Source organism: Modicisalibacter xianhensis, from assembly GCF_900113605.1.
Classification (GTDB): domain Bacteria; phylum Pseudomonadota; class Gammaproteobacteria; order Pseudomonadales; family Halomonadaceae; genus Modicisalibacter; species Modicisalibacter xianhensis.
Map to the genome: position 1 here is coordinate 1 of NZ_FOPY01000015.1, position 23,728 is coordinate 23,728.

General features: G+C 63.6%; 21 protein-coding genes. 9 read left to right on the forward strand and 12 right to left on the reverse strand.

Annotated features, from left to right (window positions below; genetic code table 11):
• Positions 1 to 335 precede the first annotated feature (335 nt).
• The 3 genes from BM194_RS16410 to BM194_RS16420 are packed head-to-tail and all read right to left on the reverse strand — an operon-like array spanning position 336 to position 3,204.
• Positions 336 to 989 (reverse strand): LutC/YkgG family protein, encoded by a 654-nt coding sequence (locus BM194_RS16410; protein WP_092848965.1) that lies wholly within the window; start codon positions 987 to 989, stop codon positions 336 to 338.
• Positions 986 to 2,437 (reverse strand): LutB/LldF family L-lactate oxidation iron-sulfur protein, encoded by a 1,452-nt coding sequence (locus BM194_RS16415; protein WP_092848968.1) that lies wholly within the window; start codon positions 2,435 to 2,437, stop codon positions 986 to 988. The genes BM194_RS16410 and BM194_RS16415 overlap by 4 nt, the downstream gene beginning before the upstream one ends.
• A complete protein-coding gene (locus BM194_RS16420) occupies positions 2,434 to 3,204 on the reverse strand; it encodes a (Fe-S)-binding protein (protein WP_092848970.1) in 771 nt (256 codons plus the stop codon). The genes BM194_RS16415 and BM194_RS16420 overlap by 4 nt, the downstream gene beginning before the upstream one ends.
• Before the next feature lie 385 nt (positions 3,205 to 3,589).
• Here BM194_RS16420 and BM194_RS16425 point away from each other — a divergent pair, with 385 nt between their 5' ends.
• From BM194_RS16425 to BM194_RS16435, 3 genes are read left to right on the forward strand one after another with little or no spacing between them, the layout of a single operon-like run.
• A complete protein-coding gene (locus BM194_RS16425; RefSeq protein ID WP_092848972.1) occupies positions 3,590 to 4,375 on the forward strand; it encodes a GntR family transcriptional regulator in 786 nt (261 codons plus the stop codon).
• Between the two features lie 11 nt (positions 4,376 to 4,386).
• Positions 4,387 to 6,681: an ATP-binding protein gene (locus tag BM194_RS16430; protein WP_092848976.1), complete on the forward strand. Its 2,295-nt coding sequence runs from the start codon at positions 4,387 to 4,389 to the stop codon at positions 6,679 to 6,681.
• Positions 6,674 to 8,056 carry a sigma-54-dependent transcriptional regulator gene (locus tag BM194_RS16435; RefSeq protein ID WP_092848980.1) on the forward strand — a complete coding sequence of 461 codons (1,383 nt, stop codon included), beginning with the start codon at positions 6,674 to 6,676 and terminating at the stop codon, positions 8,054 to 8,056. The genes BM194_RS16430 and BM194_RS16435 overlap by 8 nt, the downstream gene beginning before the upstream one ends.
• Here BM194_RS16435 and BM194_RS16440 read toward each other — a convergent pair.
• The 3 genes from BM194_RS16440 to BM194_RS16450 form a co-directional block, all read right to left on the reverse strand.
• Entirely contained in the window at positions 8,032 to 8,703 is a 672-nt protein-coding gene (locus tag BM194_RS16440; RefSeq protein WP_092848982.1) for a metal-dependent hydrolase, read from the reverse strand. The two genes, BM194_RS16435 and BM194_RS16440, sit on opposite strands and share 25 nt — an antisense overlap.
• 93 nt (positions 8,704 to 8,796) lie before the next feature.
• Positions 8,797 to 9,339 (reverse strand): gamma carbonic anhydrase family protein, encoded by a 543-nt coding sequence (locus BM194_RS16445; RefSeq protein WP_092848985.1) that lies wholly within the window; start codon positions 9,337 to 9,339, stop codon positions 8,797 to 8,799.
• 41 nt (positions 9,340 to 9,380) lie between these two features.
• The gene (locus tag BM194_RS16450; protein ID WP_092848988.1) at positions 9,381 to 10,721 is read right to left on the reverse strand and encodes a sodium-dependent transporter; all 1,341 of its coding nucleotides are present in this window, start codon (positions 10,719 to 10,721) and stop codon (positions 9,381 to 9,383) included.
• Between the two features lie 213 nt (positions 10,722 to 10,934).
• On the opposite strand from BM194_RS16450, the gene prlC reads away from it, so the two are divergent.
• From prlC to BM194_RS16475, 5 genes are all read left to right on the forward strand, one after another.
• Positions 10,935 to 12,986 carry an oligopeptidase A gene (gene prlC / locus BM194_RS16455; RefSeq protein WP_092848990.1) on the forward strand — a complete coding sequence of 684 codons (2,052 nt, stop codon included), beginning with the start codon at positions 10,935 to 10,937 and terminating at the stop codon, positions 12,984 to 12,986.
• Between the two features lie 11 nt (positions 12,987 to 12,997).
• Positions 12,998 to 13,240, forward strand: coding sequence for a YheV family putative zinc ribbon protein (locus tag BM194_RS16460; RefSeq protein WP_092848992.1), 243 nt, complete (start codon positions 12,998 to 13,000; stop codon positions 13,238 to 13,240).
• Between the two features lie 253 nt (positions 13,241 to 13,493).
• The gene (locus tag BM194_RS16465) at positions 13,494 to 14,498 is read left to right on the forward strand and encodes a TAXI family TRAP transporter solute-binding subunit (RefSeq protein ID WP_092848995.1); all 1,005 of its coding nucleotides are present in this window, start codon (positions 13,494 to 13,496) and stop codon (positions 14,496 to 14,498) included.
• Between the two features lie 83 nt (positions 14,499 to 14,581).
• The gene (locus tag BM194_RS16470; RefSeq protein ID WP_092848997.1) at positions 14,582 to 16,771 is read left to right on the forward strand and encodes a TRAP transporter permease; all 2,190 of its coding nucleotides are present in this window, start codon (positions 14,582 to 14,584) and stop codon (positions 16,769 to 16,771) included.
• 201 nt (positions 16,772 to 16,972) lie between these two features.
• Positions 16,973 to 17,581 (forward strand): superoxide dismutase, encoded by a 609-nt coding sequence (locus BM194_RS16475; protein WP_092848999.1) that lies wholly within the window; start codon positions 16,973 to 16,975, stop codon positions 17,579 to 17,581.
• A gap of 94 nt (positions 17,582 to 17,675) precedes the next feature.
• Here BM194_RS16475 and sodC read toward each other — a convergent pair whose 3' ends face one another.
• The 4 genes from sodC to yddG all read right to left on the reverse strand — a co-directional run bounded on the left by sodC (position 17,676) and on the right by yddG (position 21,132).
• A complete protein-coding gene (sodC, locus tag BM194_RS16480; protein ID WP_092849001.1) occupies positions 17,676 to 18,197 on the reverse strand; it encodes a superoxide dismutase family protein in 522 nt (173 codons plus the stop codon).
• A gap of 96 nt (positions 18,198 to 18,293) precedes the next feature.
• Entirely contained in the window at positions 18,294 to 19,133 is an 840-nt protein-coding gene (gene metF, locus BM194_RS16485) for a methylenetetrahydrofolate reductase [NAD(P)H] (protein WP_092849004.1), read from the reverse strand.
• Positions 19,134 to 19,237: 104 nt separating this feature from the next.
• Positions 19,238 to 20,206, reverse strand: a complete 969-nt coding sequence (locus BM194_RS16490) for a cation diffusion facilitator family transporter (protein WP_092849006.1) — start codon at positions 20,204 to 20,206, stop codon at positions 19,238 to 19,240.
• A gap of 56 nt (positions 20,207 to 20,262) precedes the next feature.
• Positions 20,263 to 21,132, reverse strand: a complete 870-nt coding sequence (gene yddG / locus BM194_RS16495; protein ID WP_092849008.1) for an aromatic amino acid exporter YddG — start codon at positions 21,130 to 21,132, stop codon at positions 20,263 to 20,265.
• Positions 21,133 to 21,298: 166 nt separating this feature from the next.
• Between yddG and BM194_RS16500 the strand changes: the two genes are divergently transcribed.
• Entirely contained in the window at positions 21,299 to 22,228 is a 930-nt protein-coding gene (locus BM194_RS16500; RefSeq protein ID WP_092849011.1) for an AEC family transporter, read from the forward strand.
• Here the strand turns inward: BM194_RS16500 and BM194_RS16505 are convergent.
• Positions 22,189 to 22,938 (reverse strand): AraC family transcriptional regulator, encoded by a 750-nt coding sequence (locus BM194_RS16505; protein ID WP_092849013.1) that lies wholly within the window; start codon positions 22,936 to 22,938, stop codon positions 22,189 to 22,191. The genes BM194_RS16500 and BM194_RS16505 overlap by 40 nt on opposite strands.
• A gap of 8 nt (positions 22,939 to 22,946) precedes the next feature.
• The gene (locus tag BM194_RS16510) at positions 22,947 to 23,603 is read right to left on the reverse strand and encodes a glutathione S-transferase family protein (protein ID WP_092849015.1); all 657 of its coding nucleotides are present in this window, start codon (positions 23,601 to 23,603) and stop codon (positions 22,947 to 22,949) included.
• Positions 23,604 to 23,728 lie beyond the last annotated feature (125 nt).

Genomic DNA, 23,728 nt, shown 5'->3' on the forward strand with positions numbered 1-23,728 from the left:
AAGCGAGTCACTTGACTTTCGCTTCTCGCCCTGTCAGGGCGGCCTCGCTGCGAGAGAGGCGTATTCTACCGATCCGGGCCGCGCTGTCAAGCGCCGTGTTCGCCGTCATTTGCCAGCCTCAACCGGCCTGCCAGGCGAACCCCGTGTCGTGGCGGCGCAGTCTATCAGACCGGGCGTTTCCGTCAACCCGCGATCGTCACCGATGCGAGAAAAACCCCAACGAAAACAGCGCCTTGCGCTACCTTTACCGCCAGCGACGTGTGCCCGTCGTCAGCAGCGGATGCGTACTCTACGCGTCCCGATCGGACCTGACAAGCCTTCTTTGAAGTTTTTTCTTAGTGGCGTACCAGGATGACCAGTTCCCGGGGCCCATGTACTCCATATGCCAGGGTCTGCTCGATATCGGCCGTCTTGCTCGGCCCCGAGATCAGCAGGGCATTGGTCGGCATCTGCCCCGCCCAACCATGCCTCTCGATCACGTCGAAGAACGTATCATCGATCATCTCCGCATCAAGCACGGCAATGTGCAGTGGCGGCACCAGGCTCAGCCGGCGCGGCTCGTCCGGCGTGGGCCATAACCATAGGCTTCCGGTTTCGGCGATAGCGCCCCGCGTGGAGGTCAAGCCGGCATCCAGAGTCTCGAACTGTTCACGTGACCACGCCTCGATGTCTCGATCGGCATCGATGAGCTCGATGTCCGTCTCCTGTAGCGCGGTCCGCGCATCGCTGGCAACGGGATGCTGCCGCCCCACCCCCAGCCGTTTCACCCCTTTGCGCATTAGCACCTCACGCAATGCCGAAGTCCACGCCTGCTTCGTGGTATGCACGACTTCGCCATGTACGGAAGCGATCTTGTCCTCGAAGCGCTGCAACCGCTCTTCCTGCGACCAGCCCCGGCCGGACATGATGGCAAAATCGGTCTCGGGCACCGGCAAGGTTCCATCGGTCCGCTCGCGTAACCGGCGCAGTATGGTGTCGCGTACACTCATTGCTTATCCTCCCGACCATCCTCGCGTCGGTGTTGCTTGACCAAGGCATGTAGCGATGTCGAGGCCGGTTTTGGCGCCGTGCGGTAGTCTGTCCACGGCCCCAGGCGTGACGGCGACAACGTGCGAAACTTGGTAGCCACCCCGGTTCCGGCCCGCCAGGCACCGGGGTGTGTAGCCAGCCACTGCCAGCTTTTCCAGGCCAGCACTTCCTTGCGGTCGCGCTTGACGCCGGCACCAGCTACATTGCCGCGGCCTTCACCGACGGCCTCCTTGCGCAGGCGCACCAGTAGGTCAGGGATCGGAATCTTCACCGGACAAACCTCACCACAGGCACCGCACAGACTGGAGGCGCTGGGCAGGTCCTTGGTCGCCTCGAGCCCCATCAGGTGCGGCATGAGGATACTGCCGATCGGGCCAGGATAGGTGGTGCCATACGTGTGACCACCGACCCGGGTGTAGACCGGGCAGTGATTCATGCACGCACCACAGCGAATGCAGCGCAGCGTGTCGAGCAGTTCGTTGTCCTGGTAAATGTTGGAACGGCCGTTGTCGACCAGAACCAGGTGAACCTCTTCAGGGCCGTCATGCTCGCCGGGCTTGCGGGGACCGGAGATCATGTTGAAGTAGGTGGTCACGTGCTGCCCAGTGGCCGAGCGAGTCAGCAGGGCATAAAGCGGCGGCACGTCGCGCAGATGCTCGACCACCTTCTCGATGCCGGTCACGGCGATATGTACCGGCGGCACCGTGGTGGTCATGCGCCCGTTACCCTCGTTCTCGACCAGACACAGCGTGCCGGTCTCGGCGACGGCGAAGTTGACCCCGGATATCCCAACATCGGCGGCCATGAAACGCTCGCGCAGTTGCGCACGCGCTGCTGCCGTCAAGGCATCGACGTCCTTGGTCCGCTCGATTCCCGTACGCACGTGCATGACGTCGGAAATCTCCTCGGTATTGAGATGGATTGCCGGCATGATGATGTGCGACGGCGTCTGCTCGTTGAGCTGCACCAGGTATTCACCGAGATCCGACTCCAACGCCTCGATGCCAGCATCTTCCAGATGGGCATTGAGGTGCATCTCTTCGGAGACCATCGACTTGCCCTTGATGACATGCCGGGCATCGCGCGCCTCGCACAGCTCACGGATGATACGGCAGGCATGTTCGCCATCTTCTGCCCAGTGCACCTTGATGCCATTGGCCTGGCAATTGGCCTCGAGCTGCTCGAGCAGGTCCGGCAGCTTGGCCAGTGCACGCAGGCGAATATTGGCCCCCAGCTCACGCAGGGTCTCGACATCCCAGTCGCCGAAGGCATCGCGACGCTTGCCCATCAGGCCGTCCATCGCCCGCCGGAAATTGCTGCGGATTTGGGGGTTGCCCAGGGCATCGTGAGCCTGGCGATGGAAAGCTTGCGGCGTATAGGTCTGGGGAGAACCGCTCTGTACGCTCATGAGGTGCGCCTCCAGAGGTAGCTGGCAATATGCTCGCCGCCCACCTGCCCTTCATTGCCGTCCAGTCGCTTGCGATCGAAACGGCCACCGATATTCATCAAGCACCCACAGTCGGATGTCACGAAATGGTCCGCTCCCGCAGCCTCGATGGCCTGCGTCTTGTCCTCGACCATGGCGGCAGAGACTTCCGGATGACGCACCGCAAATGTACCGCCGAAACCGCAGCACTCGCTGGCCCGCGCCTGCTCGACCAAGGTGATGTTGCCGAGCTGCTTCAGCAGCGCCGGCCCGGTCTCTGCCAGTCCCATCTCGCGCCGCGCGCTGCAGGACGTGTGCATTGCTACACGCTGGGGCTCGCCCTTGTCTTCGAGCCGGACATGGCAGACATGCACCAGGAATTCGGTTAGCTCAAATATCCGCCCCGCCACATCTTCGGCCTGGCGCTCCCGACCGGAGCCGGCGAAGAGCTGCGGGTAATGAGTACGCATCATGCCGCCGCACGACCCGGAAGGCACGATGATCGGCCAAGGTTCGGGAAACAGGTCGAGCTGGGCCTCGGCCACGGCGCGTGCCTCGTCATGATAGCCCGAAGTATAGGCAGGCTGGCCGCAGCAGGTCTGATCGTCGGGGAATACCACCTCGATACCTTCACGTTCGAGTAGGCGAATCCCGTCGAGCCCCGCCTGGGGGTAGAACATATCGATCAGACAGGTGCCGAAGAAATACACCTTGTCCGGTTTCGGTGGGTACAGCTTGAGTGGCGTCATGTCGGATCTCCTCAAGCCGGTCGACAGCGACCCTGCCGGCCGGGCACGCGGCATTTTAGTGGTTGTGTTTGCCGCGGTAAATTGGTTTTACCAATTTACCGAAAGTCTTGAAGCACATTAGAGGCTGCGGTGCTTGCGCGTCAAACTCAAACGGTGCGCTTCTTGAAAAACACACCATGAACTTTGGTCTAACCAGCGCCCAGATATACCTCCAGGCACTGATTGGGCCAGGAAAAACCGTTGATAGCCAGAATTCGGCAGACGCTGAAAAAGCCGTTACTATTGGTAATACCAATTTGGCATTAGCCGCGCTGACGCGACTTTGTCACAATCGGTGAGCTACAGGCTCCCACCGCTTCACTCTCCAGCATCACGAGAACAACGCATGGTCTATCAGCCGGTTCGCCAGCCGCGCATTGCCGATGTCATTACCGAGCGCCTCGAGGCCATGATCCTCGAAGGCAGCCTGGCCCCCGGGCAGCGCCTGCCGCCGGAGCGGGAACTGGCCGAGCGCTTCGGCGTATCGCGGCCGTCCCTGCGCGAGGCGATCCAGAAGCTGTCGGCCCGCGGTCTGCTGAGCAGTCGTCAGGGCGGCGGCACGTTCGTCAACGAGGAGCTCAAGAGCGGTTACAGCGACCCGCTGCTGGAGCTCCTCTCGCGGCATGGCGAGTTCCATCTCGATCTGCTCGAATTCCGCGACGCGCTCGAGGGTATCTCCGCCTACTATGCCGCACTCCGCTCGACACCGGCGGACAAGGAGTTGCTGATTCGTCGCTACGAGGAACTGGCAGCCTCCTACGCCGAGCCTTCCCTGCAGGACGACCCACACCGCGAAGCCAAGGCCGACGCCGCCTTCCACCTGGCGATTGCCGAAGCGGGGCACAACGTCCTGCTGCTGCACACCATTCGCGGTATCTTTCACCTACTCGAGAAGAGCATCGTTTCCAGTCTGGCACATCTCTTCGAGCGCCCCGGGGCACGTGAACAGTTGATGGTGCAGCACCGCGCCCTGCTCGATGCCATTCTCGAAGGCCGCGCCGAGGATGCCCGGTCGCGCGCTCATGAGCATCTGGTCTTCGTCGAAGAGGGCCTGCTCGAGCTGGAGCGCGCCGAGACGCGTGCCCAGCGCGCCTTGCGCCGCGCCCAGGCATTGCCCGAGCGCCCCGAGTAAGCGGAGACGGCATGCACGCCACCCGACTGCCCCGGCCCTGGCGCCGCCTGCTGCTTCTGCTGGTTCCACTGGGCCTGCTGCTAAGTGCCTGGCAGGCAGCCATGCTGGCGCGCGAGGAAGCGCTGGAATCGCTGCACGCCGAAGCCACCAATGAACTGCGCCTGGCCGCGGCCGGCATCTCCGCCTACCTCTCACGTCACGACTACCTGCCGCGTCTACTGGCCAGCCGCGAGACCGTCAAGCGCGCACTTGCCACCCCTGATGACCCGCTGGCGGTGCTGATTCTCAACCGTATGTTCGATGACTTTCGTGCCATTGCCGACGTTTCCGATATCTACCTGCTCGACCGTAGCGGCACGACACTGGCAGCCAGCAACTGGCAGCTACCGCATAGTTTCGTGGGGCAGAACTACAGCTTTCGCCCCTACTTCAAGCTTGCCATGCAAGGAGAAATGGCCAGCTTCTACGGTCTGGGCACGCAATCCGGTGAACGTGGCTACTATTTCTCCGCTCCGGTATACAGCGACACGAGCCGCCAGCGCGTCGACGGTGTCGTCGTGATCAAGGTGCGGGTCGCGCCATTGGAGGACAACTGGAGCAGCCAGAATGGCGAACTGCTGGTCAGCGACGAGAACAGCGTGATCTTCATGGCCAGCCAACCTGGCCTGCGCCTGGCCAGCCTGACGCCACTGGACAGCACGGTGCAACGTCGGCTCCAGGAAACACGCCGCTACGACGGTGTCCCCCTGGACACGGTCGCACTCGCCCCCTTCGAGCAGCGTCCCGACGGCTCCCGCCTGGTCCGCTTCGAACAGGGGCCGCTGAACACGACGGCATATCTTGCCCTGACTCGTGCGCTACCCACTCTCGGCTGGACGGTGCATATGCTCAAGCCATTGACCTCGGTGGAAAGCGCCCAGTGGCAGGCCGGCATGCTCGCTGCCGGCTTGTATGGTGTGGTGGTGCTGGCCGGCGGTATCGGCTGGCAACGCTGGCGCCTGCGCCGCGAGCGCGAACTGTTTGCGGAACGCGAGCGTCAGGCCCTTGCGGAAGGCCAGGCCCGGGTCCGCGGCATCATCGACCGCACGCGGGCCGGCCTGCTGGTCCTCGATGAGTCGGCATCGCTGGCCTACCTCAACCCGACCGCCCAGGCGATCTTCGGCCACACGCCTGCCAACGTGGAGGGACGCCACCTGACCGAGTTGCTGTCTCCGGCCGATGCCCGGCGTGTCCTGGCCCTGCGCCAGGCGACGCCCTCACCCGCCACCGAAGTCTTGGCGCTTCGCCCCGGCGGCACCCTCGTGCCTCTCGAGCTGACCCTCAGCCCGCTGGTCAGCCCGCACGGCGAGCGTTGGCTGGCCACGGTATTCGACATCCGCGAGCGCAAGGCTCAGGAGCTGGCCCTGGCACGTGCGCGTGACCAACTGGAACACCGCGTGGAAGAACGCACCCGCGACCTGCTCGACTCCAACCGCCGGCTATCGGCCGAAATCGACGAGCGACGACGCGCCGAGGCCGAACTGCGCCAAGCCCAGGACGAACTGATCCAGGCTGCCAAGCTGGCGGTGCTCGGCCAGATGGCCGCCGGCATCAACCACGAACTCAACCAGCCGCTGGCAGCCATACGTGCCTATGCCGAAAATGCGCGCATCTTTCTCGAGCGGGGCCGCAGCGAGGCCGCCAGCGGCAACCTCGGCCAGATCGTCGAGCTCACCTCGCGCATGGCGGAGATCAGTGCCCAGCTCAAGCAGTTCTCGCGCAAGAGCGGCGACAGTCTGACCGCCGTGTCGGCGCAGGCCAGCTTCGGCTATGCCCTGCGCCTGTACCGCTCGCGCCTGGTCGATGCCCATGTCGAGGTAATCCAGGACTGGCCTGGCGAAGACGTCTGGGTCCATGCCGACCTGGTGCGCCTGGAACAGGTGCTCGTCAACCTGATCGGCAACGCATTGCAGGCCATGGCCGAAACGCCCTCGCCCCGCCTGGAGCTCACGATTGTCCAGGCAGATGGCTGGGTACGTCTCGGCGTGCGCGACAATGGGCCCGGCATCGCCGAGGCCCACCTCGGTCGGGTCTTCGAGCCCTTCTTTACTACCAAGAGTACCGGCAAGGGGCTGGGACTCGGCCTGTCCATCTCGGCACGCATCATCGATGACCTCGGTGGCAGTCTCGAGGCGACGAACGCCAGCGACGGCGGCGCCTTGTTCAGCGTGACGCTACGCGCCAGCACGCCAGTTCTCGCCGCCAGCGAAACCGGCCTGACGCCAGCCGGGCCACCCTCACCGCCCAAGGAGAATCGCCATGCATGAACCGGCCGACACTCCGGTCCTGATCGTCGATGACGAGGAACACTTGCGCATCACTGCCAGCCAGACACTCGAGCTGGCCGGCTACCGCCCGGAAGCACTGAGTAGCGCCGAGGCCGCTCTCGACGCTCTGAGCCCCGATTATCCAGGCGTACTGATCACCGATATCCGCATGCCGGGCATGGACGGCATGACATTGCTACGCGAAGTGCGCCGACGCGACCCTGATCTGCCGGTAATCCTGATCACCGGCCATGGCGACATTTCCACGGCCGTCGAGGCGATGCGCGAGGGCGCCTGGGATTTTCTGGAGAAGCCATTTGCCGGCGAGCAGCTGACCGATGTGGTGCGGCGTGCCACCGAAAAGCGCCAGTTGAGCCTGGAAAACCGACATCTCAAGGCAGAACTTGATGCCCAGCGCGCGGCGCCTGGGCCACGCATCGTCGGGCGCACCCCGGCCATGCAGCACCTCAGCGCCATGCTCCAACGCATCAGCCAGGTCGAGGCCGATGTGCTGCTGTTCGGCGAGACCGGGGTCGGCAAGGATCTGGTGGCGCGCTCGTTGCACGAGCGCAGTTCGCGTAGCGGTCAGCCCTTCGTGGCCATCAATTGCGGCGCCGTGCCCGAAAGCATCATCGAGTCGGAGCTGTTCGGCCACGAAAAGGGCGCCTTCACCGGGGCCGTGGAGCGCCGCATCGGCAAGTTCGAGCACGCCAATGGCGGCAGCGTGTTTCTCGACGAGATCGAATCGATGCCGCTAGCGCTGCAGGTCAAGCTGCTGCGTGTGCTGCAGGAGCGCACTGTCGAGCGGCTGGGCGCCAACGAGCCGATCCCCCTCGATATTCGCGTCATCGCCGCCACCAAGACCGACCTCAAGGCAGCCGCCGAACAAGGCGCCTTCCGCGAGGACCTCTACTACCGGCTCAACGTGGTGACCTTGCCGATCCCGCCACTGCGTGAGCGCCGCGAGGACATTCCTCTGCTTTTCCAGCACTTCGCCGTGGTCGCCGCCAACCGCAGCGGGCTCGAGGCACCGCCGCTCAACGCCGCCGACGTCTCGGTGCTGATGAGCCACGACTGGCCCGGCAACGTTCGAGAGCTACGCAACCTCGCCGAACGCTTCGTACTGCTTGGTGCAGCCTACGACTACCGCCTCGACCAGTTGCTCGAAGGCGCCGACACCGGCACCAACGACATGGCCCTGCCCCAGCAGGTGGAGCTGTTCGAAAAGAGCCTGATCAGCCAGTCGCTGGCCAATCATCACGGGCGTATCACCCATGTCTGCGAGCATCTCGGCCTGCCGCGCAAGACCCTCTACGACAAGCTGCGCAAATACGGCCTCAGGGCCGAGGACTATCGCCACAACCGCGAGCCCTGAGATAGCAGGTCGACCAGCACTTGCCACGGCGGCAGCCAGGGGGCCAGGCCGGCTGCCAGCATCAGCATGATGACCGAGTTGCCCGGCTCGCGGTAATCGAACAGCTTGAAGGCCGTCCCGAACGAGCGCTTCAAGCGCGAGCCGACCAGGTCGACGCTGTACATCTCGTCGAGCAACAGGTGGATCAGCGTCCCGATGACCAGTGCGATGCCATGCGCCCAGGCCATCCAGGAGCTTTGCTGCAACAGCTGGTAGCTCACCGCCGTGGTCGCCAGCCCACACAACATCGCGGCCAGCAGCGAGTGCCAGATGCCGCGATGCACGGTAAAGCGCTTGAAGACCGACCCGAAGGCATAACGCACACCGACGTAAAGCCCACCGCAGGCAACGACCAGCGCCCCGGGACTCAGGCGATTCTGCAGCAGCAGCGCCCCGCCGACCACGGCCAGTACCGCGAACAGCGTGAAGATCAGGCGAATGGAGCGGGAATGGTCGGAGTCGATGTCGGGCAGGATGCCGCCGAACGCGGTCAGTGCGGCCAATGGCCCCGCATCGGTCGCCGACCAAAGGGCAGCATGCCAGCCACTGACGGCAAGCAACGCGCCGCCCGCCACGGCGACGCTGAGATGAGTACGAAAATTGGCCATGCTGCGCTCACGATCACTGTATGCAAATCCAGATTATCGCGCAGCATCGCCCCGAAAAACAAACGCTTGAAGTGAGGAATCACATAGCCTGGATCATATGGCCTGGCCGTCGGCCAGGTACTGGTCCTTGAGCTTGACGTAATTGCCGGCCGTATAAGTGAAGAAGGCACGCTCGCTGTCCTTGAGAGCGCGTAGCGGCTTGGCCGGATTGCCGGCATAGACATGCCCGCTCTCCAGGGTCTTGCCCGGCGTGACCACCGCCCCGGCGGCGATGATCACTTCGTCCTCGACCACCACGCCATCCATCACGGTCGCCCCCATGCCGACCAGCACCCGATTGCCGATACTGCAGCCATGCAGCAGGGCCTTGTGGCCGATGGTCACGTCATCGCCAATGGTCAGTGGATGCCCGCCGGGATTGAAGTCGCTGGCGTGCGTGATGTGCAGCACACTGCCATCCTGGACGCTGACCCGCGCCCCGATGCGAATGCGGTGCATATCGCCGCGGATGACAGCCATCGGCCACACCGAGCAATCGTCGCCCATCACCACGTCGCCGAGCACCACACTGGCCGGATCGATGAACACACGCTCGCCCAGCCGTGGCGTCAATCCCTGAAAGGTTCGTATCGTCATGTCGCCCTCCTCGTTCTTCGCCGTCCAACGACAGCCCTCGGTTACAGTAGCCCCGATACCAGTACGATCACCACCAGCGGAATCGAGACGAAGCGCACGGTAGCCTGCCAGGCGCGGAAGCCACGCGGACCGGCATCCAAGGCGCGAACCACGGTGTCTCGGGGCATGACCCAAGCGGCAAAGATGGCAATCAGCAGCCCCCCCACCGGCAGGAAGATATCCGTGGGCACGGTCGTCACCAGATCGAAGAACGTCATCTCGCCGAACCAGTGCACATCGGCCATGGCCGAGAATGACAGCACCGATAGCATGCCTACCGCCCACACGGCGACGCCAACCAGCGCCGTGGCCCGGCCGCGGCGCAGCCCGGCCCCCTGCAGTGTCGCCACGATCGGCTCAGCGAGGTTGATCGACGATGTCCAGGTTGCCAGCAGTAATAACAAAAAGAAGATCGCCAGCCACCATGCTCCGCCCGGCAGCTCGGCAAAGGCGATAGGCAGCGTGACGAACATCAGCCCCGGCCCTTCGCCAGGGTCCATGCCTTGGGAGAAGACCACTGAAAAGATCGCGATCCCGGCCAGCAGTGCCACGGTGACGTCGAGTACCGCCACTGCAGCGACGGCCTTGGGTAGACTCTGATGGTCCGGCATGTAGGCACCGTAGGCCATCAGGGCACAGGCACCGACCGCCAGCGTGAAGAAGGCGTGCCCCATGGCATTGAGCACCACCGACACCGTGATGGCGGCGGGATTGGGCGTGAACAGCCAGGCCACGGCAGCCCCGAAGCCATCGGTCGTGACCGCATAGCCGGCCAGCACCAGCAGCAGCAGGTAAAGGAGCGGCATCAGCAGGTTGTTGAGTTTCTCGAGACCGCCGGAAACGCCTGCCGCCACCACCGACAAGGTCAGCAGCAGAAACAGGGTATGGTTGAAGGTCATGCGCAAAGGATCGGCCAGGAAGGCATTGAAGCTGGCTCCAATCTCTTCGGGCGTCTGGCCCACGAAATTGCCATTGACCGACTCGATGAAATACTCGATCGACCAGCCCGACACCACAGAATAGAACGACAGGATCAGAAAGACCGTCGTGACACCGAACAGCCCCAGCCAGCGCCAGTGCGGCGTCGCCCCGGCCTGGCCGGCCAGGTGGGCCAGTGCCTGCATCGGGCTGCGCCGACCGGCCCGGCCAATCAGAATCTCGGCCATCATCACCGGCAGCCCCAGCAGCAGAACGAAAGCGACATACAGCAGCAGGAACGCCGAACCGCCATTTTCCCCGGTCATGTAGGGAAAGCGCCAGATATTGCCCAACCCCACCGCGGCGCCGGTCACCGCCAGAATGAATGCGCGCCGGGTACTCCAGCGCTCCAATGTCTCGCTCATTGTCCTGCCTTTTTCGATTATCGGCGGCACGCCGCCGCGTGCCGAAGGCGCAAGCCTATCAGGCGCACCGCTCGACACAATAGCCGCGATGCCAACGCTGGCGGTCATGACCACGCAGCCACCATACTGACGGCACCAGCCACGTTGAAACCCATCTGCCGCGCCCGCATCTAATGCAGCAGTCCTCACGCACACGACAAGGAATCCACTGTCATGTCCAACAACCCGCTGCTTGAGCGTCACACGCTGCCACCGTTCGGTGCCATTCAGCCCGATCACGTGGTACCGGCCATCGAGCAGATTCTCGACGAGAACCGCACGGCCATCGACAATCTGGCAGAGAAGGCCGATCAGGAGCCCCCCACCTGGGCCAGCCTGGCGGCGCCGCTGGAAGAGCTTAATGATCGCTTGTCTCAGGCCTGGTCGCCGGTCTCGCACCTCAATGGCACGATGAACACGCCGGCCCTGCGCGAGGCTTATCAGACCTGCCTGGCCAAGCTGTCCGAATACGGGACCTGGCTGGGCCAGCACGAAGGGTTGTTCCGGGCCTACCAGGCCCTCAAGGAATCACCGGCCTACAACGCCCTTGACCAGGCCCAGCGCCGCAGCGTGGACAATACCCTGCGCGACTTCCGCCTGGCCGGGGTCGACCTGCCCGACGACAAGAAGCGTCGCTATGGCGAGATCCAGGCTCGTCTGTCAGCGCTGTCCAACAGCTTTTCCAACAACGTGCTCGATGCCACCCAGGCCTGGCACAAGGACATCACCGATGTTGCCACCCTCAATGGCCTGCCCGACAGCGCCCTGGAGACGCTGAAAGCCAATGCCGAGGCCAAGGACGTCGAGGGCTACCGCATCACGCTGGACTTCCCAAGCTTCTATCCGGTGGTGACCTTCGCCCATGACCGTGAGCTGCGCCAGGAGGTCTATACCGCCTTCGTCACCCGCGCCTCGGACCAAGGCCCCAACGCCGGCGAGTTCGACAACGCCGCCAATATCGAGGAAATCCTTGCCCTGCGCCACGAGCTGGCTCAGTTGCTGGGCTTCGAGACCTACGCGGATTTCTCGCTGGCCACCAAGATGGCCGAGTCGCCGAATCAGGTGCTCGATTTTCTTGCCGACCTGGCCAAGCGCGCCCACCCGCAGGCGCAAGAGGAATTCAACGAACTTGAGGCCTTCGCCCGGGAAACCCTGGGACTCGAGGACCTCAAGCCCTGGGATGTGGGCTACGCCAGCGAGAAACTGCGCGAGTCGCGCTATGCCATCTCTCAAGAGCAGTTACGCCCCTATTTCCCGGCGCCCCGCGTGATCGATGGGCTGTTCAGCGTCACTCAGCGCCTCTACGGCGTGAAATTCGTCGAGGATGAGGAGGCGCCGCGCTACCACCCCGACGTGCGCTACTACGAGATCCGCGAGAGCGATGTGCCCATTGCCGGCTTCTATCTCGACCTGTACGCCCGCGAAGGCAAACGCGGCGGCGCCTGGATGGATGAGTGCCGCGTACGCCGGCATCGCGAGGATGGCAGCCTGCAGTTGCCGGTAGCTTACCTGACCTGCAACTTCACCCGCCCGGTGGGCGGCAAGCCGGCCCTGCTAACCCACGACGAGGTCACCACGTTGTTCCACGAGTTCGGGCATGGCCTGCACCACATGCTGACCCAGCAGAGTGTGGCGGACATATCCGGCATCAATGGCGTCGCCTGGGACGCCGTGGAACTGCCCAGCCAGTTCATGGAGAACTTCTGCTGGGAGCGCGAGGGGCTCGACCTGATCGCCGCCCATGTCGAAACCGGCGAGCGCCTGCCCGACGAAATGCTCGAGAAACTGCAGGCCGCCAAGAACTTCCAGTCAGCCATGGGCATGCTGCGTCAGCTCGAGTTCTCGCTGTTCGACTTCCGCCTGCATCATGAACTTGTTGCGCCCAAGACCAATGATGTCCAGGTCCTGCTCGACGACGTGCGTGATCAATGGTCCGTGGTGCCGCGGGTCGACTTCAATCGTTTCCAGAACAGCTTCGGCCACATCTTCGCCGGCGGTTACGCAGCCGGTTACTACAGCTACAAGTGGGCGGAAGTGCTGTCTGCGGATGCCTACAGCGCCTTCGAGGAAGCCGGCGTGTTCGACGCCGACACCGGCATCCGCTTCCGCCGTGAAATTCTCGAGCAGGGCGGCGCGCGCGACGCGGCAGAACTATTCCGCGCATTCCGCGGCCGCGACCCCAGCGTCGAGCCACTGCTTCGCCACAGCGGCATCCGCGCCGCCTGACAGGAGAATCGATGTCGACACCTAAACGCTTCATTGCCGGCGCCGTATGCCCACGCTGCGCCGCCATGGACAGACTGCGTACCTGGGAACAGAACGGGGTTCGCTACCGTGATTGCGTGGCCTGTGATTTCTTCGAGCAGTTACCGATCGAGGAGCAGGCAGCGTCCGAGTTGTCCACCCGAGTCAACCAGCCTCGCGAGTCGCAGCGCGAAAACGAGGTACAGACCGTGCGCATCCTCGACCCCAAGAAATAGCTTTGCGTCCATCGACAAGGCTACCTGCCATGCCCCGCTCAGCGGGGCATTTTTGTGTGGATTTCCGCACGCCCGCCGCCGTGCATTGTGCGGGTATCCAGCCACTATCCCACCGAACGGATTCGACTTAAGTCGCAACCACAAGACAGCAAATGCTTGATATTAAAAATTTTTTATTAAACGGGAATGCCGATTGCGATGGTGTCATGACCAACCTCCACTCACCAACGATAACGACCCAAGAGGTAATCGCATGTCAGCCAACATTCGCTTTCCCAAGTCACGTACTGCCACCCTGCTGGCGACCGGTGCCTGTCTCGGCGGCCTGGTGCTGTCCACCGCCGCCAGTGCCGACCGCTCCGAGTGGCCCGAAAGCTTCACCGTAGGCACCGCCAGTCAGGGCGGCACCTATTTCGTCTATGGCTCCGGGTGGGCCAACATGATCGCCGACGAGCTGGGTATCTCCGGGGGCGGTGAGGTGACCGGTGGGCCGACCCAGAACCTGGCGCTCGTGCACAGTGGCGACATCGCCTTCGGCCTGACCACCATGGGTCCGGCACGCGACGCCCTGAACGGCGAAAGCCCGCTGGCGCCCGGCATGGTCATGGATAACGTGTGCGCCCTGTTCCCGATGTACGAGACACCGTTCTCGATCACTGCACTGAGCGATTCGGGCATCACCTCGATTTCCGATATCCCCGACGGCGCCAGCATCGGCTTCGGCCCGGCCGGCTCGACCTCGGACACCTACTTCCCGGCCATCCTCGAGGAGCTGGGCGTCGATTTCGAGCGTCGCAACGGCGGCTGGAGCGATCTCGGCGGGCAGCTTCAGGACGGCCTGATCGATGTCATCGCCTTTGCGGCAGGCATCCCGATCCCGGCAGTCAGCCAGCTCGAGGTGCAGACCGACGTCAACATCATCGAGTTCACCGAGGAAGAGCAGCAGCAGACCATCGACGCCTTCCCCGTCTCGGCCTTCAGCATCCCCGCCGATACCTACCAGACACTCGAGGACGACGCACGTGCGGTCTCCATGTGGAACTTCGCCATCGCCAGTTGCGACCTGCCGGAAGACTTCGTCTATGAAGTCACTCGTCTGACGCTGGAAAACAACGACAAGATGCGTGAAGTCCACCGCAGCGCCGCCACCACCGTGCCCGAAAACGTCGACAAGAACCAGGTGATTCCCTTCCATCCGGGTGCCGCTCGCTGGTACGAGGAGAATGGCTACGAGATCGACGAATCCCTGATCAAGTAATTACCGGCAGTCCTGAGCGGGCCGGTACCGGGTACTCGCGTACCGGCCCCTGTGGGTTCACCACTCTCTCCAGGTAACGCTCCATGAGTCACACACCCGATCATCACTCCACGGATCGTCCCCCTGCCGTGGCCGAGGCGCCCCCCTTGGCGCAAGGGGTCGATGATGAAGTCATCGAGGCCAACCGCCGCTTGTTCACGGGTTGGCAATGGTGGCTGTTCGCCGCGCTGGCGGTCATCTACTCCGGCTTTCACCTGTTCTCGCTCAATGTCTACCCACTGGAGACCTGGTCGTTTCGCATCGTGCACATCTGCGGTGCCTTGATTCTCGGCTATGGGTTCTATACCGGCGCCCAGTTCCTCGAGTCACACGATGGCGCACAGCCCCGGCGCTGGATGACGTGGCTGGGCTATGTACTGCTGCTTCCAGCGTTCTACGCCCTGTTTCAGGTGGGCATGTTCTGGCAGGCGTTCCAGAACGGCGCCATGCGCATTGATCCCGCCACCGAAGCCTGGCACTTCGGCCTGCCGCTGATTGCGGCGTCTGCCGCGGGCATCATGCTGTCATGGATCTATCGACAGACTCGCGGACGCATGAACATCGCTGACCTGGTGCTGATGGTCTGCGCCCTGGCCAGCGCCGGCTATTTTCTGGTTGTCTATAACAGCCCGCTGCGCATGTCGACCGGCACCTCCTTCGCCCCGATGGGCATCTCCTACGCCGCCATTGCCGGTAGCCTGCTGATTCTGGAACTGACGCGCCGCGTGGCGGGCCTGGCGCTGGTCGTCATTTCTCTGGTGTTCCTGGCCTATGTCTTTGCCGGCCCGTACCTGCCCGGCTTTCTCGGTTACCCTGGGCTTTCGGTGGGGCGCTTCTTCAGCCAAGTCTATACCGATGCCGGCATTCTCGGGCCGACCACAGCCGTCTCGTCGACCTACATCATCCTTTTCATCATCTTTGCCGCTTTCCTACAGGCGTCCAAGGTCGGCGACTATTTCGTCAATTTCGCCTTTGCCGCTGCCGGTCGTGCACGTGGCGGCCCTGCCAAGGTGGCCATCTTTGCGTCGGGCCTGATGGGCATGATCAACGGCACCAGTGCCGGCAACGTCGTCTCCACCGGCTCGCTGACCATTCCGCTGATGAAGAAGGTCGGCTACCCGAGTCGTAGCGCCGGCGCCATCGAAGCGGCGGCTTCCACCGGCGGGCAGATCATGCCTCCCATCATGGGCGCCGGTGCCTTCATCATGGCCGAGATCACCGGCATCCCCTATACCGAAATCGCCATCGCTGCCCTGATACCGGCCATCCTCTACTTTGCCTCGGTCTACTTCATGGTCGACTTCGAGGCGGCCTACAAGGGCATGCGCGGCATGCGCAGCGACGAGATCCCGCGCTTCTCGCGCCTGGTCAAGCAGGTCTACCTGTTCGCGCCGATCATCATTCTGGTTGCTGCACTGTTCATGGGCTACTCGGTGATACGCGCCGGCACCCTGGCGACCGCCTCGGCGGCCGTGGTCAGCTGGATTTCCCCGCACAAGATGGGGCTGCGCTCGATACTCAAGGCGCTCGAACTGGCCGGCACCATGTCGATCCAGATCATTGCGGTCTGCGCCTGTGCCGGCATCATCGTCGGCGTTATCTCGCTGACCGGCGTCGGGGCCCGCTTCTCCTCGCTGTTGCTGGGCCTGGCCGGCTTCAGCCAATTGCTGGCTCTGTTCTTCGCCATGTGTATCAGCATCCTGCTGGGGATGGGCATGCCCACCACGGCCGCTTATGCCGTGGCCGCTTCGGTCGTCGCACCGGGGCTGATCGGTATCGGCATCGAGCCGCTGGTGGCCCACTTCTTCGTGTTCTACTTCGCGGTGGTGTCGGCGATCACGCCCCCGGTGGCCCTGGCCTCGTACGCGGCGGCCGGGATTTCCGGTGCCAACGCCATGCAGACATCGGTGACCTCGTTCAAGATCGGCCTGGCCGCCTTCATCGTGCCTTTCATGTTCTTCTACAGTCCCGCCATGCTGATGGAAGGCAGTGCACTGCAGATCGCTCGCGTGGGCATCACGGCGACCATCGGCATCGTGATGCTGGCCGCCGCCGTACAGGCCTGGTACTTCGGTCCGGTGAAGGCCTGGGTGCGCCTGGTCCTGCTCGTCGGGGCCGTGTGCATGATCTACGGGGGCATTTACACCGACGTGCTCGGGTTGGTGATCGGCGTCCTGCTCTACCTGATGCAGCGCCGCCAGCCGGCCGACAGGCACGAGAAAAGCGCCGCCTAGACAGCCTCGTTCTCGACAAACCGCAACGCCGGCCCCAGGCCGGCGTTTGTATTCCGACGCCCGGTCATCCATTAGCGCCAACAAGTTACATTCGGGTTTGAAAAAGTGCGCGCTAACCCCAACAATCATTCCTGCAAGAAGGCAAACGTCGATCAGGATCGGCGCATTGCGACCAACCGAAATGACACAGGAGGAGTCACCATGAAACACGAGTTTCCCGACCTGCCGTACGCTTACGATGCGCTGGAGCCGGTCATCGACGAAACCACCATGCGCCTTCACCACACCAAGCATCACAAGACCTACTATGACAAGTTCGTCGATGCCATCTCCGGTACCGACATGGAGAACAAGTCGCTGGAAGAGATCTTCGCCAGCATCTCCCAGCAGCCGGCGGTGGTGCGCAACAACGGCGGCGGCCTGTGGAACCACACCCTCTACTGGAACTGCATGACGCCGAACGCCAAGGAGCCTTCCGGCCCTGCCGTGGATGCCATCAAGGCGAAGTTCGGTTCCGTCGACGAGTTCAAGGATGCCTTCACCAAGGCAGGTATCGGCCAGTTCGGTTCAGGCTGGGCCTGGCTGGTGGTCAAGCCGGGTGGCGAGTTGGAAATCACCTCCACCGCCAACCAGGACAACCCGCTGATGGACGTCGCAAGCGTCCAGGGCACGCCAATCCTGGGCTGCGACGTGTGGGAACACGCCTACTACATCAGCTACCAGAACCGTCGTCCCGAGTACCTGGACAACTGGTGGAAGGTCGTGAACTGGGATTACGTCAACGAGCTGTACGAAGCGGCGACCAAGTAAGCCCCGCTCGGCCTCGCAGACAATCTGCAGCGCAAAAAAGTCCCACGCCTTGGCGTGGGACTTTGCGTTGTGGCCGTGATGGCAAGTAACGAGACTACTGTTCGATCACACCGCAGGCGACACGCGCACCGCCACCGCCCAGTTCAGGCTCGGGCGCGTAGGTATCACCGCCTTGGTGAACCATCAATGCATGGCCTTGCAAGTCAGCCATTTCCAGGCGTGGTGCCAATACCGGCGTCGTGGCGTTGCCGTCCTGATCGACCATGAGAACCGGCAAATCGCCAAGGTGTCCTTCCTGATAGGGCCCGTGGTGTTCGCCGTCGTTTGGATTGAAATGGCCGCCAGCCGACAAGGCCGCCGTCATTTCGCCATCCTTCTCGGCCGGTTCGCAGCTCGGGTTCTGGTGAACGTGAAAGCCATGCATGCCGGGTGACAAGCCGGAGAGATCCGGCGTCAGCAGCAGGCCATGTTCGCTATCCTCGACGGTTACCGTGCCGATGCTGTCACCGACCCCGTCGGCGCTGACTTGGTGGATCTCGATGTCCTGCGCAGCGTGGGCGGCACCTGCCAACAAGGAAATACCCAGCCCCAGCGCAAGCCTGCCAAAACGTGCCATGTCGTTCTCCTGTCCGTGGTGAGACGTACACCTTCAGGCTAGCCAACCGCCCCACAGGCCGCCAAGCCTTGGCCGGGCTGTTTCGTTGCCACTCGGTTACTTGAGGTTATCGAGCACCTTCAGCGTCGGCGCTGCTTGGTTCAGGGTATAGAAATGCAGGCCCGGCGCCCCGCCCTCGAGCAGACGCTGGCACAGGTTGGACACGACCTCTTCGCCGAAGGCCTGGATGCTCTCGCTGTCATCACCATAGGCCTCGAGCTGCTTGCGAATCCAGCGCGGGATATCGGCACCGCAGGCATCCGAGAAACGCGCCAGCTTGGTGTAGTTGGTGATCGGCATGATGCCCGGGACGATGGGCGCCTCGACACCCAGGGCCTGCGCACGCTCGACGAAATGGAAATACGCGTCGGCGCTGAAGAAGTACTGGGTGATGGCCAGATTGGCGCCTGCCTGCACCTTGCGCACGAAGTTCTGCAGGTCATGCTCGAAGCTCGGCGCCTGGGGGTGCGCCTCGGGATAGGCCGCCACGGCAATCTCGAAATGATCTCCGGTCTCGGCGCGAATGAACTCGACCAGCTCGTTGGCGTAACGCAGCTCACCGATACCGCCCATGCCGGACGGCAGGTCACCACGCAGCGCCACCAGGCTGTTGATGCCATTGTCACGGTACTGGTTCAGCAGGTCGCGCAACTGCGTCTTTTCGCTACCGATGCACGACAGGTGCGGCGCGGTGTTGATGCCGCATTCACGCACCGAATTCACGGTATGGATGGTCCGTGCCTGGGTCGAGCCACCGGCCCCGTAGGTCACCGAGAAAAAGCGCGGGTTGCGCTCGGCCAAGGCATCCCGGGTATGCAGCAGCTTTTCCCGGCCGGCGTCGGTATTCGGCGGAAAGAATTCGAAGCTGATGCCCAGCGGATGCTCTTGTGCGCTCATCGGTGTCGGCCCTCTTGGTGGCTTGGTTGTCTACAGGCTGCCATTGTGCCCCGCCGTCACACCCCCGGACCAATGAAAGTTTCGCGCCTGATCTTCGATTTTACTCATGAACGCGACGCCGACGTTTCACAGCAGCCGCCGGTCAGGCAGGACTCGCTTTCCACCTGCAGCGTCGCGTGGCTGATACCGAAACGCTCGCGCAACAGTGCCGAGGCACGGCGCAGCACATGCTCGTGATCGACATCGTCATGTACCACCAGATGCAAGCTGAGTAGCGGGTCCTGGGGCGTCAGCCCCCAGATATGCAGGTCGTGCAGGCTCTCGACGCCCTCCAGGGCCTCCAGTTCACTACGAATCTCGTGGGCCTCGATGCCTTCGGGCGTGCCCTCGAGCAGGGTATGTCCCGAACGCCGCAGGATCTTCCAGGCGCCACGCAGGATCAGCACGGCAGCAAGAACCGACAGGATCGGGTCGGCAGCGTTCCAGCCGGTCGTCATGATGATCAGCGAGGCAACAATGGCCGCGACTGAGCCGAGCAGGTCGCCCAGCACATGCAGCAAGGCGCCATGCAGGTTGAGATTGCCCTGGTCGCCGCGGTGAAGAATGGCGAACACTACCAGGTTGACCATTAGCCCCAGCACGGCAATGACCAGCATCGGAGTGGCCATGACATCGACCGGTGAATACAGCCGCTGGACAGCGGCAATCACGATGCCCACGCCTATGGCCAGCAGGGTCAGACCATTGACGAAGGCCGCCAGTACCTGGAAACGCTGATAGCCGTAGGTGCGGTGCTTGTCGGGGGCCTTGGTGCCGAGACGAAAGGCGAACCAGGCCAGGGCCAGCGAGGCGCTGTCGCTGAGCATGTGTCCAGCATCGGCGAGCAGCGCCAGCGACCCCGATAGCCAGCCACCAACCACCTCGGCCAGCATAAACCCGCCGGTCAACAGCATGGCCCAGCGCACCCGCTTTTCGCTGTCGGCGTTCACCTGGGGAACGTGCGCATGGTCATGATCGTGGTCATGGCCGTGCGGGTGGTCATGCGCGTGAGCGTGCGTCTCCGGTCGAGGCATACCGGTCTCCTATGGACAATCTGCCTCTTCTTGTATTGCCTATAGCCACTTCAGGGTCAAGCGCTGCGCGACAGCCGGCCGCTACCCACCAGCATGCCGGCCGTGATGAGCAGTGCAGCCAGCGCCAGCAGCGGGGTGGGTTCGGCATAGCCGGTGGCAATCAGCACCAGGGTCGAGAGCAGCGGCGTGAAGTAGGCGAGCAGCCCGAGCAGGCGCAGGTCGCCATGCTTGACACCCACATCCCAGGTGAAGAAGGCGCTACCCACCGGGCCCAGCCCCAGACCGATCACGCCCAGCCAGCCGATGCCCTGGGGTAGCCGGGTCGGCTCGAACAGAAGATGGCAGATCAGCGCCAGTACGGCCGTGGCCAGGCAGAAGCCGCCGACCGCGGCGGTAGGCACGCCCTTGGCCGCGCGCGAGAGCACCGAGTAGCCACTCCACACGAAGGCACAGGCAAAGGCGGCCCCATACCCCAGCGCGCTGCCGCCGCGGCTGGCATCGCCACCCACCAGCAGTGCCGCCCCGGCAAAACCGAGCAGCCCCCCGATGACATGGATGGCACGCAGCCGCTCGCCCGGCAGCAGGGCGACGAAAATCACGATCAGCAGCGGCCACAGGTAACTGATCAGTCCCGCATTGGCGGGTGGCGCGTTCTGCTGGGCGACGAAGTAGAGCGCGTGATAGCCGAACAGGCCCGCCACGCCCATCAGCCAGACGCGCGGCGGCTGATGGAGCGGGGCGAGCAGCGACTCGCCGCGTATGCCCAGCCACACGGCGAAGCAGGCAAAGGCGATGGCAAAGGCCAACGCCGTGAGCAAGAACGGGGGTACCGGCCCGGCGAGTTGGGTCAGTGCCGCCAACAGCGCCCAGTTGAGGATGGTCGTCGCACCAACCGCCGTGGCGCGCTGAACGGATGTGTTCGCCATGACAGGCTCCCTGCACAAATGCGGCGAGTATGCCGCACCTCACGGGGCGTAACTTGTCGAATCCTGACCGCTTGACACTCTGGCTCCGCTCTCGCGGCGTCCCCGCTGTCATTCCGGTGGTCGAGACGGCATGATGACGACGTTATCCTCATGAGCCATCGCGAATATGCCTGACGTCGACCTGACTCAACCGTTATGGATGCTGCTGGCCTTCGTCGGGCTGGGCTGGCTTTGTGCCCGACGCCTGGCCGTCGATCCCCGGCCCATCGCCACCCTGCTGATCTATATCATCGCCCCGCTGACCTTCTTTCGCGGCCTGACGCTGGGCGGCCCCACACTGGCCGACCTGGGGCTCACCGCGGCGATGTTCGTGCTGGCCAGCAGCCTTTGCCTGGTGGTCAGCCGCCTGGCGCGCCGGTTCTTCGCCCCGCAGGAAACCGCCCTGCTGGCCTTCTCGTCGGGCACCGGCAATACCGGTTATTTCGGCCTGCCCATCGCCATGGTGTTGCTGCCCCCCGAAGGCGTGACCCAGTACCTGTTCTGCCTGCTGGGTATCACGCTGTTCGAATTCACCATTGGCTTCTATATCAGTGCGCGTGGCCAATTCTCGGTGCGTGAAAGCCTGCAGCGGATCGTTCGCCTGCCGTTGATCTACGCCTTTGCCGCGGCACTGCTGGTGAGCGCCATCGACCTGCCGGTGCCGGGCGCGGTGATGGAGGGGCTCGATTACTTCAAGTACTGCTACACGGTACTGGGCATGATGATCATCGGCATGACGCTCGGCCGGGTGAGCATGAGCGAAGTGGACGGGCGCTTCATCGCCGCCTGCATCGCGGCGCGCTTCGTGCTGTGGCCGCTGGTGAGCCTGGTCGCGGTACTGGCACTGCAGGCCAGCGTGGGTATCGATGAGCAGCTTGCCCTGGTGGTGCTGCTGCTCGGCGTGGTGCCGATGGCCGCCAACGTGGTGGTGGTGGCCATGGAACTCAATATCCGCCCCGAGAAGGGCGCCATCGCCGTGCTGTTGACCACCCTGGCAGCCCCGCTACTGATACCACCCTACTTGCACGGATTGTTGATCTTGGTCGGGCTGGCGTGATCCTGTCGCCATTGCCGGGGTGACAGGCCGCGCCGGGCGCGAAAGGTCCGCGAGAAATGCGCGGCATCGGCGAAGCCACAGGCCACGGCAATCTCGGTCAGTGAGGCCTGCGGCTCGTGCATCAGGCGGCAGGCCAGGCTCAGGCGCTGTTCGGTGAGCCACGCATGCGGAGGCTGCCCGACCAGGGCATGAAACTGGCGCGCGAAGGCGGCCTCGGCGAGATGGCAGCGCGCCGCCATCTCGCCGACCCGCCAGGGCCGCTCCAGGGTCGCCAGCACCTCCGGCAGCAGGCGCATCAGGCGTAACCGCGGCATGGAGACCTGACGCCCGCCACTCGCAATGGCCGCCGTCAGCCATTGCGCCAGCAACGGGGCTTCGCCCGTCGCCAGGTCATGAGCACGCTCTTGCAGCGTGGGCGACAGGCGGTAGGCCCGGCATTCAGCCAACGCGTCCAGTCCCAGCGTTTCACACCAGGCCACCGGCAGGTTGAGCACCAGGCAGCGGTTGTCGCCGGCCGCCAGGTAATGATGCACCTCACCTTCGGCGATGGGCGCCAGCACGCCTGGCGCCACATGCACTCCACCACGCCCGGTTTCCAGTTCGACGATGCCCTCAAGCCCCACCAGTACCTGATGGTAGGCATGCCGGTCCGTGAGCACTTGCGCAGGGTAGGAACGCGCTTCGCCGAGGGGACGGTCGAGTTCGGTCATCACGCGGGTCAGGCGCCCTGAATGTCGACCAGCACCGTGGCTGACGCCGGTAGCTGACGCAGCCGCTCGATATAGGCTGCCAGGCGGGGCGCACCGGCAACCAGGGCCGATGCCGGCGGATGCTTGAACAGGTAGTCGAGCATAGGCGCGGCAATGGCATCGGCCAGGGTGAAGCGGTCCAGCACCAGGTACTCCCGGTCGCCAAGCTGCGCTTCGAGCAGGCCGAGCATCTTCTCGACCTGGGGCTGTGCTGCCTCGACCTTGTCCTGGCGGATGCTGCCGCCCTCGCCCTTGGGAAACACGAACTCGAGCAGATAGCGGCGGATCAGGGCGTCGTCCACGTAAAGCGCGAGTACCGCCATCCACTGATCGACCTGGGCACGTTGCCAGGCGTCGTCGCCCTGCAGAGAGACACCGGGGAAGTTGTCGTCCAGATATCGGCAGATCGTCGGTGTCTCGATCAGCCTGCGCCCACCATGCAACAGCACCGGCACCTTGCCGAAAGGATGCAGCGCCTGGTGCTCCGGCCCGTGAAACTCGACGCGCTCACCGTCGATGCGCGTCCCCACCGTGTAGGGAATACCCTTCTCCTCGCAGCACAACTGCACGCTGCGCACGAAGGTACTGAACTGGGGGCCGAAGATGTGTACCGGCTCGTTATTCATGTCTCACTCCCTGGCTTTGCTCGTAGTGCCGCTCCACGGCGTGGCGTCAGCCACTGAGGCAACATGCCCCACCCCGCAGCGTTGACCTATGGGCAGCATACAGCTTTTAAGATCGAAGCGGACCA

Excerpts from the sequence above, each read along its gene's own strand:
- BM194_RS16410 (WP_092848965.1), bottom strand. The coding sequence starts at position 989 with ATGAGTGTACGCGACACCATACTGCGCCGGTTACGCGAGCGGACCGAT.
- BM194_RS16415 (WP_092848968.1), bottom strand. The coding sequence starts at position 2,437 with ATGAGCGTACAGAGCGGTTCTCCCCAGACCTATACGCCGCAAGCTTTC.
- BM194_RS16420 (WP_092848970.1), bottom strand. The coding sequence starts at position 3,204 with ATGACGCCACTCAAGCTGTACCCACCGAAACCGGACAAGGTGTATTTC.
- BM194_RS16425 (WP_092848972.1), top strand. The coding sequence starts at position 3,590 with ATGGTCTATCAGCCGGTTCGCCAGCCGCGCATTGCCGATGTCATTACC.
- BM194_RS16430 (WP_092848976.1), top strand. The coding sequence starts at position 4,387 with ATGCACGCCACCCGACTGCCCCGGCCCTGGCGCCGCCTGCTGCTTCTG.
- BM194_RS16435 (WP_092848980.1), top strand. The coding sequence starts at position 6,674 with ATGCATGAACCGGCCGACACTCCGGTCCTGATCGTCGATGACGAGGAA.
- BM194_RS16440 (WP_092848982.1), bottom strand. The coding sequence starts at position 8,703 with ATGGCCAATTTTCGTACTCATCTCAGCGTCGCCGTGGCGGGCGGCGCG.
- BM194_RS16445 (WP_092848985.1), bottom strand. The coding sequence starts at position 9,339 with ATGACGATACGAACCTTTCAGGGATTGACGCCACGGCTGGGCGAGCGT.
- BM194_RS16450 (WP_092848988.1), bottom strand. The coding sequence starts at position 10,721 with ATGAGCGAGACATTGGAGCGCTGGAGTACCCGGCGCGCATTCATTCTG.
- prlC (WP_092848990.1), top strand. The coding sequence starts at position 10,935 with ATGTCCAACAACCCGCTGCTTGAGCGTCACACGCTGCCACCGTTCGGT.
- BM194_RS16460 (WP_092848992.1), top strand. The coding sequence starts at position 12,998 with ATGTCGACACCTAAACGCTTCATTGCCGGCGCCGTATGCCCACGCTGC.
- BM194_RS16465 (WP_092848995.1), top strand. The coding sequence starts at position 13,494 with ATGTCAGCCAACATTCGCTTTCCCAAGTCACGTACTGCCACCCTGCTG.
- BM194_RS16470 (WP_092848997.1), top strand. The coding sequence starts at position 14,582 with ATGAGTCACACACCCGATCATCACTCCACGGATCGTCCCCCTGCCGTG.
- BM194_RS16475 (WP_092848999.1), top strand. The coding sequence starts at position 16,973 with ATGAAACACGAGTTTCCCGACCTGCCGTACGCTTACGATGCGCTGGAG.
- sodC (WP_092849001.1), bottom strand. The coding sequence starts at position 18,197 with ATGGCACGTTTTGGCAGGCTTGCGCTGGGGCTGGGTATTTCCTTGTTG.
- metF (WP_092849004.1), bottom strand. The coding sequence starts at position 19,133 with ATGAGCGCACAAGAGCATCCGCTGGGCATCAGCTTCGAATTCTTTCCG.
- BM194_RS16490 (WP_092849006.1), bottom strand. The coding sequence starts at position 20,206 with ATGCCTCGACCGGAGACGCACGCTCACGCGCATGACCACCCGCACGGC.
- yddG (WP_092849008.1), bottom strand. The coding sequence starts at position 21,132 with ATGGCGAACACATCCGTTCAGCGCGCCACGGCGGTTGGTGCGACGACC.
- BM194_RS16500 (WP_092849011.1), top strand. The coding sequence starts at position 21,299 with ATGCCTGACGTCGACCTGACTCAACCGTTATGGATGCTGCTGGCCTTC.
- BM194_RS16505 (WP_092849013.1), bottom strand. The coding sequence starts at position 22,938 with ATGACCGAACTCGACCGTCCCCTCGGCGAAGCGCGTTCCTACCCTGCG.
- BM194_RS16510 (WP_092849015.1), bottom strand. The coding sequence starts at position 23,603 with ATGAATAACGAGCCGGTACACATCTTCGGCCCCCAGTTCAGTACCTTC.